The organism is Streptomyces sp. LMG1-1-1.1, assembly GCF_040815545.1.
Lineage (GTDB): Bacteria > Actinomycetota > Actinomycetes > Streptomycetales > Streptomycetaceae > Streptomyces.
The window spans coordinates 140,041-155,122 of sequence record NZ_JBFPNH010000021.1 but is presented as its reverse complement, the minus strand read 5'-3'; the positions used below and the strand labels follow the sequence as shown (position 1 = coordinate 155,122).

Here is a 15,082-nt window from a genome sequence, read left to right as displayed (position 1 = left end):
ACCGCACCACGCGGGAAGACGGGGGCGGAGACCGGGTGTCTCCGCCCCCGTCGCCGTCCCGTCACAGCCTCGTCCGGATGTTCGGGCGGGGGCCGCGATGAGGGAGGCCGTCCGGATAGGGTGGACGGATGACGCGAGCAGAGCAGCCAGACCGCCTCGGCGATTCCGACGCCGCACTCGTCGCGGATTCCAGGGAGCGCGCCGTCAGCGCCCTCTTGCGCCATCAGCCGTTGCGCCGGCTGTGGAGCGCCCACGCGCTCGGCAGCACCGGCGACGTCCTCGCCCTCCTCGTCCTCGTGCTCCTCGGCCTTCAGGCGGCCGTCGCCGAGGGCGCGCTCGGGGGCGGCTACCGGGGTGCCGCGTTCGCCGTGGCCGCCGTCGTCGGCGTACGCCTGCTGGCCTCGGTCGTCTTCGGAGCGGTGCTCCTCGGGCCGCTGACGGCGCTCACCGGACCCGGCGGCGCGTTCGACCGGCGCTGGACCATGATCGGCGCCGACGGGGTGCGGGTCGCGCTGCTCGTCGTCGCCCCCCTGTGGATCGACTGGGTCCCCCGCGACGCCCTCTGGTACGTGCTCGGCACCGTGTTCGTCACCGGTGCGGCCGAGCGGCTCTGGACGATCGGCCGCGAGGGCGCCGCGCCCGCGCTGCTGCCCGCCCCGCCGCTCGAAGGCGCCGCCGTACGGCCGCTCCCCGACCACCTCGGCGCGCTGCGCCGGCTGTCCCAGCGCACCGGCTTCCTCGCCGTCCCGGCCGCGGCCGCGGCCCTGCTGGTCGCCACCCTGGTCGGCAACCTGCTCGGCGCCGGACTCGACTGGTTCTCGCTGCACCAGGCCGCCCTCGGCTCGTACGTCGCCGCCGGGCTCTTCGCCGCCTCCGTCACCGTCGTGTACGCGATGGCGCTGCCCGGGGGGGAGACCCCCCGGCCCCGCTCGCCCCTCGAAGGCCTGCGCCGGCCGTCGGCCGGGAAGGGCACCCAGGAAGAGGGGAAGGCCGCGGCCGAGAAGGGCCGCACCGGCGCCCTGCCGCTGCTCGTCCTGACCTGCGCCACCGTCGCCGGCGCCATCGCCGCCGCCGCTTCCGTGTCCGTCCTCCACGCCTACGACCTCGGCGGCGGGCCCGTCACGTACGCGCTCCTGGTCCTGGCGCTCAGCGGCGCCACCGCCGTCGGCATCCGCACCGCGGGCTCCGTCCTGCCCGTCCTGTCCCGGCGCCGGCTGCTCGCCCTCGTGACCGCCGTCACCGGCGTCGCCCTGATCGCGATGGGCCTCGTGCCGGACACGGCGACCGTGCTGTTCCTCGCCGTCCTCGCCGGTTACGCCGCCGGCGTCGCCGCGAACACAGGACACCACCTCGTCGACCAGGAGACCGAGGAGCCCCGCCGGGCGCGCACCACCGAACACCTCCAGGCCACCGCCCGCGTCGGCATGGCCGTCGGCGCGCTCGCCGCGCCGCTCCTCGCCGCCGCGATCGGGCCGCACCGGCTCGCCTCCGGCGACTTCGTCTTCGCGCACGGCGGCGCGGCCTTCACGCTCGTCCTCGTCGGCGCGCTGCTGCTGCCGGTCGCCGCGCTCGTCCTCGCCAAGACCGACGACCGCGCCGGGGTCCCGCTCCGCCGCGACCTGCGCGACGCGCTGCGCGGCTCCGACCCGGCCCAGGCACCCTCGCCGACGGGCTTCTTCATCGCCCTGGAGGGCGGCGACGGGGCCGGCAAGTCGACCCAGGTCGAGGCGCTCGCCGAGTGGATCCGCGCCAAGGGCCACGAGGTCGTCGTCACCCGCGAGCCCGGCGCCACCCCGATCGGCAAGCGGCTCCGCTCGATCCTCCTCGACGTGTCGTCGGCGGGGCTCTCGAACCGGGCCGAGGCCCTGCTCTACGCGGCCGACCGCGCCGAGCACGTCGACTCGCTGGTCCGGCCGGCCCTGGAGCGGGGCGCGATCGTCCTCTCCGACCGGTACATCGACTCGTCCGTGGCCTATCAGGGCGCGGGCCGCGACCTGTCCCCGACCGAGATCGCCCGCATCTCCCGCTGGGCGACCAGCGGGCTCGTCCCGCACCTGACCGTAGTGCTCGACGTGTCCCCGGAGACCGCGCGGGAACGGTTCACCGAGGCCCCCGACCGTCTGGAGTCCGAGCCGCCGGAGTTCCACGCGCGCGTGCGGTCCGGATTCCTCGCCCTCGCGGCCGCCGACCCCAGCCGCTACCTCGTCGTCGACGCCGGCCAGGAGCCGGAGGCCGTCACCACCGTCGTCCGCCACCGGCTCGACCGGATGCTGCCGCTCTCCGAGGCCGAGGTGAAGGCCGCCGAGGAGGCGCGCCGGAAGGCCGAGGAGGAGGCGCGCCGCAAGGCCGAGGAAGAGGCGGCCCGCAAGGCCGAGGAGGAGCGCCTGGAGCGCGAGCGGCAGGCGCAGCTCGCCAAGCTCCGCGCCGAGGAGGAGGAGCGCAAGCGGCGCGAGGAGGAAGAGGCGCGCCGCCTGGAGGCCGAACGGCAGGCGGAGGAGGCCCGCCGCCTGGCCGAGGAGGCCCGGATCGCCGCGGAGCTCGCCGCCGAGGAGGAGCGCAAGCGCCTCGCGGCCGAGGAGAAGGCCCGCCAGGAGGAGCAGGAGCGGCTCCGCAAGGAGGCCGAGGAGGAGGCCCGGCTGCGGGCCGAGGCCGAGGAACGCCGCCTGGAGAAGCAGCGCAAGGCCGAGGAGGCCCTGCTCCGCGCCGAGGAGGCCCGCCGGATGGCCGAGGCCGCCGCCGCCGCGAAGGCCGCCGAGGAGGCCGTGGTGCGGGCCGCCGCGGAGAAGGTCGCCGCCGAGGCCGCGGCCAAGGCGGCCGCCGAGAAGGCCGCGGCGGAACGTGCCGCCGCCGAAGTGGCCGCGGTCCAGCGGGCCGCTGCCACCAAGGCCGCGCACGAGAAGGCGGCGGCCGAGAAGGCGGCCGCGGAGAAGGCCGCAGGAGAGCGGGCCGCGGCGGCGAAGGCCGCTGCCGAGAAGGCCGCCGCGGAGAAGGCGGTCGCAGCCGAGAAGGCCGCCGCCGCGCGTGCGGCCGCCGAGGCCTCGGCGAACGACGTCACCGTCGAGACCCCGATCGTGAAGCCGGACGAGCCGAAGGTCTCGCCGAACGAGGTCACCGTGGCCACCCCGATCGTGCGGCCGGGAGCCGACGAGACGGCCGTCCTGCCCGTGGTCGGGGAGACCCGGGAGATCGACGAGACCGCGGTCCTGCCGCCCGTACGCGACACCGCTCCCGTACGCGACACCGCTCCCGCACGCCCCCGCGCGGCCGACCCCGCCGACCGGGTCCCGCAGGGCATCTTCCGCGACGAGCCCGCCGGGCGCGCCGCGCGGGAGGAGCCGCAGGGGGCGAACGACCGCACCCGCGAGCTGCCCCAGCTCGACGAGGACGGCCGGCCGCGCCGCCGCTCCGACTGGGCCGAGGAGACCCCGCTCGACGATCTGCCGACCCTCGCGGACGAGCTGTTCGGCCCGCACGACGACGAGGACGGCGGCCGCCGCCGCTGATCTCCCCCGGTGGGGGGTGTAGCTAGCTCCACCCCCCACCGGGCAGCCAGCCCCATACCGTTGTGACCTGCGCTTTTCTAGCGTTGTCGGCATGTTGACGACAGCAGTGACGGAGAGCGGTGCGGCCCTCGCCCTGGACGGGGTGACCCGGACGTACGGAAGCGGCGCCCCCGCCCTCGACGGGGTGAGCCTGACCGTGCCGAGGGGCCGGTTCGTGGCGGTGATGGGCCCGTCGGGCTCCGGAAAGTCCACCCTGCTGCGCTGCGCGGCCGGGCTCGAACGGCCGACGACCGGGACGGTACGGATCGGGGGCACGGACCTCGCCACGCTGAAGGCGTCCGGACTCACCCGGCTCCGGAGGGACCGGATCGGCTTCGTCTTCCAGTCGCTCAACCTCGTCTCCGCCCTGAACGTCCGCGAGAACGTCACCCTGCCGCTGCTCCTCGCCGGAGCCCGCGGCGGCCGCGAGCTCGACGCCCGCGCCCTCGCCGGCCTCGACGCGGTGGGGCTCGCCGACCGCGCCGACGACACTCCCGAGCACCTCTCCGGCGGCCAGCGGCAGCGGGTGGCCATCGCGCGCGCCCTCGTCAACGAACCCGAGGTCGTCTTCGCCGACGAGCCCACCGCCGCCCTCGACCCCGTCACCGCCGCCGGCGTCCTCGCCCTCCTGCGCCGCGCCGTCGACGAGCGGGGCCGCACCGTCGTCCTCGTCACCCACGACCCGGTGGCCGCCTCCTGGACGGACCAAGCCGTCTTCCTGGACAGCGGCCGCCTCGTCGGCCGCCTCGACCACCCGGACGAGACCGGCGTACGGGAGGCGCTGGGCGTGCGGCCCGGGGCCGGGGCGCGGGAGGAGCGGGGTGCGGGTGCCGGCGCGCGGCTGGGGCGGGGTGGCCCGGCCGGGGCCGGCGATCGGCAGGGGATGGGTGGCTCCGCCGGGGCCGGCGCTGGGCTCGGGCTGGGTGGCTCGGCCGAGCCTGGTGCGCAGCTGGGGCTGGGTGGCTCCGCCGGGGCCGGGCGGTTCGTGGCGGTGGCGCGATGAGCCGGGTGGGGAACGCCGCGGTGGGGCTGCTCGCCGGCCGGTCGCTGCGGACGCACCGGAAGGCGTGGGCGGCCGTGTTCGCGGCCGTCGCCGTCACCTCCGCGCTGCTCGGCGCCCTGGCCCTCGCCCTCGGCTCGGCCGGGCTCGGCCACGCGCGCGTGGACCGGTTCGCGGCCGCGCCCGTCGTCGTCGCCGGCGACCAGGAGGTCCGCTGGAGGGCCACCCCGTGGGGCAGCGAGCCCACCACCGTGACAGCCGGTCTCACCGAGCGGGTCCGGATCCCGGCGGCCACCGCCGACGTACTCCGTAGGGTCCCCGGCGTTCGGGCCGCGGTGCCGGACGACACGTTCGTCGTACGGGAGCGGGGGGCGGGTGTCGGGGCGGGCACCGCGTCCGGTGGCGGGAAGGGTGCCGCCGACAGCGCGGTGACGGACACCGCCACCGGTGCCGGGACGCGGACCCACACCGGCCGGTCCTGGGAGGCCGCCGCGCTCGCTCCGTACCGGCTGGTCGACGGGCGGGAGCCCCGGGGGGCCGGGGAGATCGTCGCGGGAGGCCACTACGGCGGGTCGGGGTCCGGGGCTGGGGCCGGGGGAGGCGTTCGGATCGGGGACACCGTCGCCGGGCACACGGTCGTCGGCCTGGCGGACGGGCCGGCCGCGCTGTACTTCACGGCGGGGGAGGCGCGGCGGCTCGCCGGGCATCCGGGGGCCGTGGACGCCGTCGGGGTCCTGGGGGAACCCGGTGTGCCGGTGGAGACCCTCCACGCGCGCGTGCGGGCGGCCCTGGACAGCGCCCGTCTGAAGGACACCGCCGCGGGAATGCCGCTCCGGGCGTTCACCGGCGACGGGCGAGGCGGTGCCGAGCACCTCGCCGCGCTCCCCGCGCGCGGGGACCTCCTCATGATGCTCGCCGCCGTGTCCGGGACGGTCGTCCTCGTCGCCGTACTCGTCCTCGCCTCGCTGGTCGCGCAGGCGCTGGGACAGCGCTCCGCCGAGCGGGACCTGCTGCTCTCCGTCGGCGCGACGCCCCGTCAGGTGCGGGCCGCGGCCGGACGGGAGGTGGCCCGGGTCGCGGGTGCGGCGGCGCTGGTCGGCGGGCTCGCGGCCGTACCGGGGTTCCTCGCCCTGTGGTCGGCGCTGCGGGGCCGTGCGGGAGTCGTGCCGGAAGGCCTCGAACTGCCCGCCCCGCCCTGGCTGTTCGTCGGCGTCCTGATGGTCGCCGCCGTCGTCGTGGGGATCGCCAGGCTCGTCGTCCTCTTCGCCGCCCGACGGCCGGGACGCCCGGGGAAGGGCGCCGCGCGCCGCGTCTCAGGGATCGCGCTGCTCGTGCTCGGCGCGACGGCGGCCGGCACGGCCACGGTCCAGGGCGGCGACGCCGCCGCGGCCGCCGCAGGGGCGGCCACCGTGACGCTGGTCGTCGGGTGCGCGCTGCTCGGGCCGTGGATCGCGCGGGCCGCGATGACCGTCCTCGACCGGCCGTTCCGGTGGCTCGGCGGCGCGCCCGGCCGGCTCACGGCGGCCGGGGCGAGCGCGCACTCGCGCCGCCTCGGGGCCGCGCTCGTCCCGGTCGTCCTCATCACGGCCTTCGCCCTCGTCCAGCTCTCGGCGGGCACCACCATGGAACGGGCCGCGGGGGCGCAGGCGCGGGCCGCGACCACCGCCGACCTCGCGTTCTCCGGGACGACGGCGGAGCGGGTGCGACGGCTGCCGGGGGTGGAGTCGGCCACGGACGTGCTGCGTTCGACGGTCGTCCTGGCCGGGACCCAGGCCGGCTCGCCGCGCCTCGACCGGCTCCCCGTCCTCGGCGTGGACGCCGCCGGCCTCGCGGGCACGCTCGACCCCGGCGTCGTCGCGGGCGACCTGGCGGGGCTCGGCCGGCCCGGCACCGTCGCGGTCGGCGCGGCCACGGCCGACTCCCTCGGCTTGAAGCCCGGTTCGCCCGTCGAGCTGCGGCTCGGTGACGGGACGCCGAAGCGGCTGCGGGTGGTGGCGGTGTACGAACGGTCGCTCGCCCTCGGCGAGTTCCTGCTGCCGAAGTCCGAACTGGCCCCGCACATGAGCGATCCGTACCCCGCGCGCGTACTGGCGTCGACCGGCCGGACGCCGACAGGAACCCCGAAGCCGGGACCGGCCTCGGCGGGCACTGCCGTCGCGCCCGAGCAGGTGACGCTCCCCGGGGCCGAGCTGAACGGGATCGTCTCGACCGCAGTCGTCGGCGCCATCGGCGGGCTCACCCTCCTGTCCGTCCTCAGCACCCTCGCCCTCATCGGCGCGGGGCGGCGCGGCGAGCTGGCGCTGCTCCGGCAGGTGGGCGCCTCGGCCGGCCAGCTGCGCCGGATGCTCGGCCTGGAAGCCGGGTTCCTGACCGCCACGGGCCTCATCATCGGAGCCGCGGTCGCCGCGCTGCCCCTCACCGCCTTCGCCTGGGCTCTCACCGGCGGCCTGCCGTATCTGCCGCCCGCACAGGCCGGGCTGATCACGGGCACGGTGGTGGTGACGGTGGCCGCCGGAGTGTTCCTGCCCACTGCGGGGCGCCGGGCGGGGCGCTGACGGGACCCGCCGGGCGGGCGTCGAGGAGCGGATGCCGCCCCGGCACGGGACACCGGCCGGGGCGCTGCCCCGCCCCGATCAGGCGTCGAGGTACGCCAGTACGGCGAGGACCCGGCGGTGGCCGCCGCCGTCGCTCGGCGGGAGGCCGAGCTTCGCGAAGACATTGCCGATGTGCTTGTGCACGGCCCGTTCGGTGACGACCATCGAGCGGGCGATCGTGCCGTTGTCGAGGCCCTGCGCCATCAGTTCGAGGACCTCGCGCTCGCGGGGCGTGAGGGAGTCCAGCGGGTCGTCGCGGCGGCGGGCCAGCAGCTCGGTGACGACTTCCGGGTCCAGGGCCGTACCCCCGGAGGCGACGCGGTCCAGGGCGTCCAGGAACTCGTCGACCCGCCCCACCCGGTCCTTCAGGAGGTAGCCGACGCCCCGCGCGCCGCCGCCCAGGAGCTCCGCCGCGTACGTCTCCTCCACGTACTGGGAGAGCACGAGCACCGGCAGGTCCGGCAGCTGCTCGCGGGCCGAGAGCGCCGCCCGTAGCCCCTCGTCGCGGAAGCCGGGCGGCAGCCGTACGTCGAGGACGGCCACGTCCGGGCGGTGCTCCAGGAGCAGCGGCAGGATCTCGGGCCCGGTGGCCGCGACCCCGACGACCTCGTGGCCGGAGGAGGTCAGCAACAGCACCAGGCCCTCCCGCAGGAGGGCGTTGTCCTCGGCGATCACCACACGCACGGAAGCTCCACTTCGATCACGGTCGGGCCCCCTTCGGGGCTGGTCAGTCGTACGGTGCCGTCCAGCGCGGCGACCCGCCTGCGCATGCCCGTCAGCCCGGAGCCACCACTCTCCCCCGCCTCCGCCCCGCCCCGGCCCTCGTCCCGCACGCGCACGCGTAGCCCGGTCCGCTCACGGGCCAGGGCCACGGAGGCCCGCGCGGCGCCGCTGTGCTTGGCCGCGTTCGTCAGCGCCTCGGCCACGACGAAGTACGCCGCGGCCTCGACGGCGGCGGGCGCGCGGGGTCCGTCGTCGGAGGGGGTCGAGGGGGCTGCGGGGGTGCCGGAGGCGGTGGGGTCTGTGGGGTCTGCGGGGATGGCGGGGGCGGTGGGGTCTGCGGGGGTGGCAGGGGCAATGGGGTCTGTGGGGTCTGCGGAGGTGGTGGGGGTCGTCCGCGGGGTGCGGTCTGTACGGGGAGCGCTGTCCGTACGCGTGGTGGGGAGGGCGGCCAGGCCCGTCACCGTGACCGCCACCTCCAGGCCGCTGCTCGCGGCGAGGGCCCGCACCGCCCCGGTCAGACCGCGGTCGGTGAGGATCGGCGGGTGGATGCCGCGCACCACGTGCCGCAGCTCGGCCAGCGCCTCCTCGGCCTGCGTCTGGGCGTCGTCCAGGAGCTTGAGCGCGGTCGCGGGATCGGTGGCGTACGCACGCCGGGCAAGGCCGATCCGCATGGAGAGCGCCACCAGACGGGCCTGCGCGCCGTCGTGGAGGTCGCGCTCGATCCGGCGCAGCTCGGCGCCGTGCGCGGCGACCGCGCCCGCCCGGGTGGCCGTCAGCTGTTCGATACGGGCGGCCAGCGCGGCGTCCCGGGCCGCCGACGGGGTCGGCGTGAGCAGCGCGCGCGACCATTCGGCCGCGAGCCCCGCGAGCCTGCCGATCAGCGGCAGCGCCACCGGCCGCCGCCCCGCGAGCCCGGTCCAGACCCCGTCGACCAGCAGCGCCGGCCCCCACAGAATGAGCGAGAGGTACCAGAGCACCGAGCCGTAGAGCAGCTGCGCGGCGGCCCAGACCAGGTCCCGCCGGGTGCCGGGGTCGGTGACGGCCGTCCGCACGCGCGCGGGGAGCGGCCCTTCCAGGGGCAGGTACGCCTCGGGGACCGGCGACCCGGTCCACCCGGCCGTACGGCGCCGCTCCCAGCCGGCCACCCGGCGCAGCAGCAGGACGCTCTCGGGAAGCACCCCGGCGCCGATGACCGTCACCGTGAGGAACGCCGTGAACAGTGCGACGCCCACCATCAGGTAGCAGAGGAGGGAGAGCGCGGCCCCGATCGCGAGATGGAGCCACGCCCGGGCCGCTTCCTTGATCGCCTCACGCATGGAGCCAGCCTAGGCGGCCTCCGCGGGGCAGACGGTGGAGCGGGCTACACCATCGCTCCGGGGGCGGGCACCGCTGTGCGCGGGCCCGGCACGGACGAGGATCGGAGAGGCGCCGGGAACGACCGGCGGCCCACCCCGAACCCCCTTCACGGAGGCATCCCATGCGCGCCCTTCTCTGGCTGCTGCTCACCGCGAGCGTCCTGGCCAACGTCTTCGTCGGCACCTTCTCCGACTGGACCGGTGGCCTCCGGATCGCCGGAAGCGTCTGCACCGGCGCGGTCCTGCTCGGCTCCGTCGCCGGCCTCTGGCTGACCCGCCCCCGCGACAACCGGGCCCGCGTGTGACATGAGGTGACACGGAGTGCCGTTCCGTCGTCCGGCGGGGGTTGTCAGAGGACTGCCCCACAATGGAGGGCGTACCTGAGGAGGGGCAGACATGGCCGTATGGGACGACCTGGTCGGACAGGCACGGGTCGAGGAGCAGCTCGCCGCCGCCGCGCGCGACGCCGACGCGCTCGTGACCGCCCATGCGGCCGGGGAGCCCGCCCCCGAGGCCTCGAAGATGACCCACGCCTGGCTCTTCACCGGCCCGCCGGGAGCCGGCCGGGAGACGGCGGCGCGGGCGTTCGCCGCCGCGCTGCAGTGCGTCAGCCCCGACCGGGCGCTGGGCGGTGCGCCGGGCTGCGGGTTCTGCACCGGCTGCCACACCACGCTGGTCGGCACCCACGCCGACGTGACCACGGTCAAGGCCGTCGGTGCCGTGGTCCGTGCGGAGGACATGCGCGACACCGTGCGCAAGTCGTACACGGCGCCGGCGAACGGCCGCTGGCAGGTCATCCTGGTGGCCGACGCCGAGCGGCTCAACGAGAAGTCGGCCAACGCCGTCCTGAAGGCCGTGGAAGAGCCCGCCAAGCGGACCGTCTGGCTGCTCTGCGCGCCCTCCATCGAGGACGTGCTGCCCACGATCCGCTCCCGTTGCCGCCACCTGAACCTGAGCACGCCGTCGGTGCGGGCGGTCGCCGACGTACTCGTACGGCGCGACGGCATCGAACCGGAGGCGGCGTACGCCGCGGCCCACGCCACCCAGGGGCACGTCGATCGGGCCCGCCGGCTCGCCACCGACGAGCGGGCACGCGCGCGCCGGGCCGCCGTCCTCAAGGTGCCGCTGCGCGTCGGGGACGTCGGCGGTTGCCTCAAGGCGGCCCAGGAACTCTTCGACGTGGCGGAGGAGGACGCGAAGCAGCTCGCCGAGGAGCTCGACACCAAGGAGGCCGAGGAGCTGAAGACGGCCCTCGGCGTGGCCCCGGGCGGCCGGCTGCCGCGCGGCACGGCCGGCGTGATGAAGGACCTGGAAGCCGACCAGAAGCGGCGCAAGACCCGGACCCAGCGCGACAGCCTCGACCTCGCCCTCACCGACCTCACCGGCTTCTACCGCGACGTCCTGGCCCTCCAGCTCCGCTCCCGCTCCGCCCTGGCCAACACGGACGTGCGGGACGCCATCGAGCGGATCGCCCGCGACACCACCCCGGAGCGCACCCTCCGCCGCATCGAGTCGATCCTCGCCTGCCGCGACGCCCTCGACCGGAACGTCGCCCCCCTGCTCGCCATGGAGGCGATGACCCTGGCCCTGCGCGACTAGGGCCGGTCGTCAACTCCCGTCGTCGCCCGCAGGGCAGACGGGAGTTCGACGACAGGCCCTGGGGAGGGGGAGCGCACGGCGGGGAGCGCGATTGGACACGGTCCGTACTCGTCCGGATACGCTCCGGGAATGGATTCCAGGCGCTTGCTCCGCACGTCCGCCACGGCTCTCGCCGCAGCCGGACTGATCCTCTCCGGCTGTACGGGCGGAAGCGACGCCGCCGCGTCGCGGAGCACCCCGTCGGGCGCCTCGGCCGCCGGCACCACCGCGGCCTCGCCCGAGGCGGCGGCACTGAAGAAGTACTACGCGCAGAAGCTGTCCTGGCGCGACTGCGGGGTCACGGACTTCCAGTGCACGACGCTGCTCGCCCCGCTCGACTACGCGAACCCGGAGGCCGGCGACGTGAAGCTGGCCGTCTCGCGGGCCCGGGCCACCGGCCCCGGGAAGCGGCTCGGCTCGCTCCTGGTCAACCCCGGCGGGCCCGGCGGCTCGGCCGTCGGCTACCTGGAGGGGTACGCGGGCATCGGCTACCCCGCGCCCGTCCGCGCCCGCTACGACATGGTGGCCGTCGACCCGCGCGGAGTCGCCCGCAGCGAGCCGGTCGACTGCCTGACGGGCCCGCAGATGGACGCGTACACCCAGGTCGACCAGACCCCCGACGACACGGCGGAGGTCAACGCGCTCAGCGCCGCGTTCAAGGACTTCGCGGCCGGCTGCGAGAAGAAGTCCGGCACGATCCTGCCCCACGTCTCCACCGTCGAGACAGCCCGCGACATGGACATCCTGCGGGCGGTGCTCGGCGACGAGAAGCTCACGTACGTGGGGGCGTCGTACGGCACCTTCCTGGGCGCCACCTACGCGGAACTCTTCCCGGCCCGGGTCGGCCGCCTCGTCCTCGACGGGGCGATGGACCCCTCGCTCTCCGCGGTCGACCTCAACCGCGACCAGACCGCGGGATTCGAGACCGCCTTCCGCGCCTTCGCCGCCGACTGCGTCCGTACGCCGGACTGCCCCCTCGGCACCGAGTCGGTCACGGCGGCCGGCGAGGCGCTGAAGTCGTTCTTCCGCGACGTCGACGCCGAGCCGGTGCCGACCGGCGAGAGCCGTGCGCTCGGCGAGTCCCTCGCCACCACCGGGGTGATCGCCGCCATGTACGACGAGGGCGCCTGGCCCCAGCTGCGCGAGGCCCTCACCCGCGCGATCGGCGGCGAGGGCTCCGGCCTCCTCGCCCTCGCCGACAGCTACTACGAACGCGAGGCGGACGGCACCTACGCCAACCTGATGTTCGCCAACGCCGCCGTGAACTGCCTCGACCTGCCGCCCGCCTACACCGGCCCCACCGACGCCTCCAAGGCCGTCCCCGCCTTCGAGAAGGCCTCCCCGGTCTTCGGCGCCGGCCTCGCCTGGGCCGCCCTCAACTGCACCTACTGGCCCACCCGACCCACCGGCCACCCCCACCGCATCACCGCCGACGGCGCCGCCCCCATCCTCGTCGTCGGCACCACCCGCGACCCCGCCACCCCCTACCAGTGGGCCCGCTCCCTCGCCGACCAGCTCTCCTCCGGCACCCTCCTCACCTACGAGGGCGACGGCCACACCGCCTACGGCCGCGGCAGCGACTGCGTCGACACCGCCATCAACACCTACCTCCTCGAAGGCACCCCTCCCCAGGACGGAAAGCGCTGCTCATAGCCCTGATCCAGGGGTGGTCGGAGCACCCCCGGAAACTGTGTAGACTTGGCGGCGCTGCTGCACCCACGATGTGACCGCACAGCATGCCGCCTTAGCTCAGTTGGCCAGAGCAACGCACTCGTAATGCGTAGGTCTCGGGTTCGAATCCCGAAGGCGGCTCGGAATTACCCCAGGACTCACTCGCCGTGACCTGGGGTTTTTTCATGCCCGGGGCATGCCGAGCCGCACGACAGGGATGCCGTGGAAGTGCTTGCGTGAGCGATGCGTGAGCGGAGCGGCTGTCAGCCCTTGCGTGCGGCCTTCTTGGCCTTGCCCTTCTTCTTCCCCTTGGCCTTCGCCTTCTCGGCCTTCTTCGCCTCTTTGGCGGCCTTCCGGGCCCGCTCCTCCTGGTCGGCCTTGCGTTGGAGGGGGACCAGCTTGGCGGTGGCCTCGGCGGCGCTCTTGCCGACGTGGGGGAGCACGCTCTGGTAGATGTCGCGCGTGATCCGGGTGTCACTGTGCCCGAGCGTGTCCGACACGATCTTGATGTCGATGTCGGCCGCCAGCATGAGCGTGGCGGCGCCGTGCCGGAGATCGTGCAGCCGGATCGGCGGGAGGCCAGAGGCGGCGACGAGGCGCTCGAAGAGGTCGGTGACCTTGCCCGGGTGGAGCCAGGATCCGTCCTCCTGGGTGAAGACGAGTCCGGTGTTGACCCAGGCCGACCCCCACTCCGCGCGGTCGGCCTCCTGCTGTTCGCGGTGCCGCTTCAGGACGTGGACGGTGTCGTCGTCCAGGGCCACGACACGGAAGCCGCTGTCCGTCTTCGGCTCGGATGCCTCGACCTCCCAGCCGTCCTGGACAAGCTGGCCGGTGACCGTGAGGGAGTGCCGGTCAAGGTTGGTCTCCGACCAGGGCTGCCCGCACGCCTCACCTCGTCGCAGGCCGCGGAAGGCGATCAGGTGCCACATCGCGTACAGCCGGTCCTCGGCGACGAAGTCCAGGAAGGCCCCGGTCTGTTCCGGCGTCCAGACCATCACGGGGGACGGCTTCTCGCCGGTCTGCTCCCACTTGGCGACCCGCTCGTCCGTCCACACGAGAGCCTTCGGTTTGCGGACCGGGTCGATCTCGACGTGGGCCGCCGGGTTGAACGTGATGATCTGCTGCCCGATCGCGTCGTTGAGGGACGCGCGGAGCGTCGCCTTGATGTGCTGGCGCGTGGCGGGTCCGGTGACGCGGCGGAAGGGCGGCATCGCGTCGATCGCGGCCTTCATGGCCTTGCGGCGGGCGCGGTTCGCCACACCCTTCCACGGGACGGTCGCCAACTCCTCGACCGCCGCACGCCTCTGGGCGTTCTGCTCCAGGATCTCGGCGTTGGCGTCGGTGATCGCGGTGAACATGTCGCTCAGGTGGCTGACGCGCAGCCGGTCGAGACGTCGGTGGCCGATGTGCGGCTTGAGGTGCACGCGGACGTCGGTTTCGTACCGGCTGATGCCCGACTTCCGGATGCGCTTGCCGGCGAGCCACCGGTCCAGCCACTCGGCCACGGTCAGGCTGCCGATGAGATCCTGGCCGGCCCTGAGCCGGCGCCGGGTCTCCTCCACGTCGGGCAGGGGCAGCTTCTCGCCGCTGACCTCGGCCAGCATCGCGGCGACCAGCTGTATGCCCTCGGGGTCGTCGACCTCGGCGAGCCCCAGGAGAGCCCGCACGTGGTCGAGATCGGCCTGGGCGGCCTTGAGACTGTCGTACCCGCCCCGCGCGAAGGACCGCCGGCCGCCGTCCTCGCGGGGCGGCAGCTCCTGGCGTATGGAGTAGGTGCAGTGATTCCTGCTGTTGCGCTTCGGGCAGGCGGAGCCGAGTTCCTTGCCGGACTTCGGGTCACGGCAGGAGCAGCGGCGGTAGGTGGAGCCCTTCAAAGGCTTTCCTCCATGGTGGTGTTGGGGTCGGTTTCGGGCGGGTCGACATCGCCCAGTGCGGGTGGCAGGTCGGGTGGGGTGGCTCCCTCGTCGCGGATGTCCCGGCGGAGGTGGCGGAGGTTGTACTTGGCGGAGATGGCCTGGTCGGCGTATTCGGTCCGCCTGCGTTCGGCTTCTTCCTGCTGGGCGCGGCTGGTGGCCGTCTTGGCGGCGAACCGTGCCCGTTCTTCCTCTTCGAGCGCGGCGAGCGCGGTGCGCGTGAGTCTGGCGTGAAGCTCGAAGTCGGGGACCATGCCCGCGTCGCGTTCGGGCACCTCCTGTTCGCCGGTGAAGCGCCGTAGGGCGTCCCAGGTGGGGACGAGTCTCTGGAATGGAAGTTCCTGGGTCTGATCGACGTACCCGATCGGGAAGATCAGGCAGACCGGGTACGTCTCCAGGGCTGCGGCAAGGACGATGACGTCCACCAGCGGAAGGGTGGCCCGGCGTCCGGACTCCATGTTGGCGATCACGTTGCGTGGGATCGGGTGCCCGAGCCGCTCGCACTGGTCGGCCAGGTCCTGTGCGCTCCATCCCATCTCCTTTCTCCGTCGCCGGACCTCGCCGGCCACGTTGGCCTTGATCCGGTCCACCCACTCCGGGAAGTCGTCGTCCTCTTCATCATCGAAACCGCGTTGTGTCATGCAGA

General features: G+C 74.9%; 10 protein-coding genes and 1 tRNA gene. 7 read left to right on the top strand and 4 right to left on the bottom strand.

The window, feature by feature from the left end:
- The first annotated feature begins 128 nt into the window (after positions 1 to 128).
- The 3 genes from tmk to MRBLMG1_RS11330 all read left to right on the top strand — a co-directional run bounded on the left by tmk (position 129) and on the right by MRBLMG1_RS11330 (position 7,097).
- On the top strand, positions 129 to 3,503 hold the full coding sequence (gene tmk / locus MRBLMG1_RS11340) for a dTMP kinase (RefSeq protein WP_367823272.1): 3,375 nt from the start codon (positions 129 to 131) through the stop codon (positions 3,501 to 3,503).
- Positions 3,504 to 3,594: 91 nt separating this feature from the next.
- A complete protein-coding gene (locus MRBLMG1_RS11335; protein WP_367823270.1) occupies positions 3,595 to 4,545 on the top strand; it encodes an ABC transporter ATP-binding protein in 951 nt (316 codons plus the stop codon).
- Positions 4,542 to 7,097: an FtsX-like permease family protein gene (locus MRBLMG1_RS11330; protein WP_367823268.1), complete on the top strand. Its 2,556-nt coding sequence runs from the start codon at positions 4,542 to 4,544 to the stop codon at positions 7,095 to 7,097. The genes MRBLMG1_RS11335 and MRBLMG1_RS11330 overlap by 4 nt, the downstream gene beginning before the upstream one ends.
- Positions 7,098 to 7,175: 78 nt before the next feature.
- Here MRBLMG1_RS11330 and MRBLMG1_RS11325 read toward each other — a convergent pair whose 3' ends face one another.
- Positions 7,176 to 7,820: a LuxR C-terminal-related transcriptional regulator gene (locus MRBLMG1_RS11325; protein ID WP_367823267.1), complete on the bottom strand. Its 645-nt coding sequence runs from the start codon at positions 7,818 to 7,820 to the stop codon at positions 7,176 to 7,178.
- The gene (locus tag MRBLMG1_RS11320; RefSeq protein WP_367823265.1) at positions 7,808 to 9,175 is read right to left on the bottom strand and encodes a sensor histidine kinase; all 1,368 of its coding nucleotides are present in this window, start codon (positions 9,173 to 9,175) and stop codon (positions 7,808 to 7,810) included. Before MRBLMG1_RS11320 ends, MRBLMG1_RS11325 begins: the two co-directional genes overlap by 13 nt.
- Positions 9,176 to 9,336: 161 nt before the next feature.
- On the opposite strand from MRBLMG1_RS11320, the gene MRBLMG1_RS11315 reads away from it, so the two are divergent.
- The 4 genes from MRBLMG1_RS11315 to MRBLMG1_RS11300 all read left to right on the top strand — a co-directional run bounded on the left by MRBLMG1_RS11315 (position 9,337) and on the right by MRBLMG1_RS11300 (position 12,664).
- Complete coding sequence (locus MRBLMG1_RS11315; protein ID WP_367823263.1) at positions 9,337 to 9,519, top strand: hypothetical protein; 183 nt, start codon at positions 9,337 to 9,339, stop codon at positions 9,517 to 9,519.
- 91 nt (positions 9,520 to 9,610) lie between these two features.
- Positions 9,611 to 10,813, top strand: a complete 1,203-nt coding sequence (locus tag MRBLMG1_RS11310; RefSeq protein WP_367823262.1) for a DNA polymerase III subunit delta' — start codon at positions 9,611 to 9,613, stop codon at positions 10,811 to 10,813.
- Positions 10,814 to 10,942: 129 nt separating this feature from the next.
- On the top strand, positions 10,943 to 12,505 hold the full coding sequence (locus MRBLMG1_RS11305; protein ID WP_367823260.1) for an alpha/beta hydrolase: 1,563 nt from the start codon (positions 10,943 to 10,945) through the stop codon (positions 12,503 to 12,505).
- Positions 12,506 to 12,590: 85 nt separating this feature from the next.
- A tRNA-Thr gene (locus MRBLMG1_RS11300) sits at positions 12,591 to 12,664 on the top strand.
- A 122-nt stretch (positions 12,665 to 12,786) separates the two neighbouring features.
- On the opposite strand, the gene MRBLMG1_RS11295 is transcribed toward MRBLMG1_RS11300, so the two are convergent.
- Together MRBLMG1_RS11295 and MRBLMG1_RS11290 are read right to left on the bottom strand one after the other, a co-directional pair.
- Positions 12,787 to 14,397, bottom strand: coding sequence for a tyrosine-type recombinase/integrase (locus tag MRBLMG1_RS11295; RefSeq protein ID WP_367823259.1), 1,611 nt, complete (start codon positions 14,395 to 14,397; stop codon positions 12,787 to 12,789).
- Positions 14,394 to 15,077: a helix-turn-helix domain-containing protein gene (locus MRBLMG1_RS11290; RefSeq protein WP_367823257.1), complete on the bottom strand. Its 684-nt coding sequence runs from the start codon at positions 15,075 to 15,077 to the stop codon at positions 14,394 to 14,396. Before MRBLMG1_RS11290 ends, MRBLMG1_RS11295 begins: the two co-directional genes overlap by 4 nt.
- Between the last annotated feature and the right edge of the window lie 5 nt (positions 15,078 to 15,082).

What these genes read in the sequence shown, in the direction of transcription:
- tmk (WP_367823272.1), top strand. Translation starts at nt 129, where the DNA reads ATGACGCGAGCAGAGCAGCCAGACCGCCTCGGCGATTCCGACGCCGCA.
- MRBLMG1_RS11335 (WP_367823270.1), top strand. Translation starts at nt 3,595, where the DNA reads ATGTTGACGACAGCAGTGACGGAGAGCGGTGCGGCCCTCGCCCTGGAC.
- MRBLMG1_RS11330 (WP_367823268.1), top strand. Translation starts at nt 4,542, where the DNA reads ATGAGCCGGGTGGGGAACGCCGCGGTGGGGCTGCTCGCCGGCCGGTCG.
- MRBLMG1_RS11320 (WP_367823265.1), bottom strand. Translation starts at nt 9,175, where the DNA reads ATGCGTGAGGCGATCAAGGAAGCGGCCCGGGCGTGGCTCCATCTCGCG.
- MRBLMG1_RS11315 (WP_367823263.1), top strand. Translation starts at nt 9,337, where the DNA reads ATGCGCGCCCTTCTCTGGCTGCTGCTCACCGCGAGCGTCCTGGCCAAC.
- MRBLMG1_RS11310 (WP_367823262.1), top strand. Translation starts at nt 9,611, where the DNA reads ATGGCCGTATGGGACGACCTGGTCGGACAGGCACGGGTCGAGGAGCAG.
- MRBLMG1_RS11305 (WP_367823260.1), top strand. Translation starts at nt 10,943, where the DNA reads ATGGATTCCAGGCGCTTGCTCCGCACGTCCGCCACGGCTCTCGCCGCA.
- MRBLMG1_RS11290 (WP_367823257.1), bottom strand. Translation starts at nt 15,077, where the DNA reads ATGACACAACGCGGTTTCGATGATGAAGAGGACGACGACTTCCCGGAG.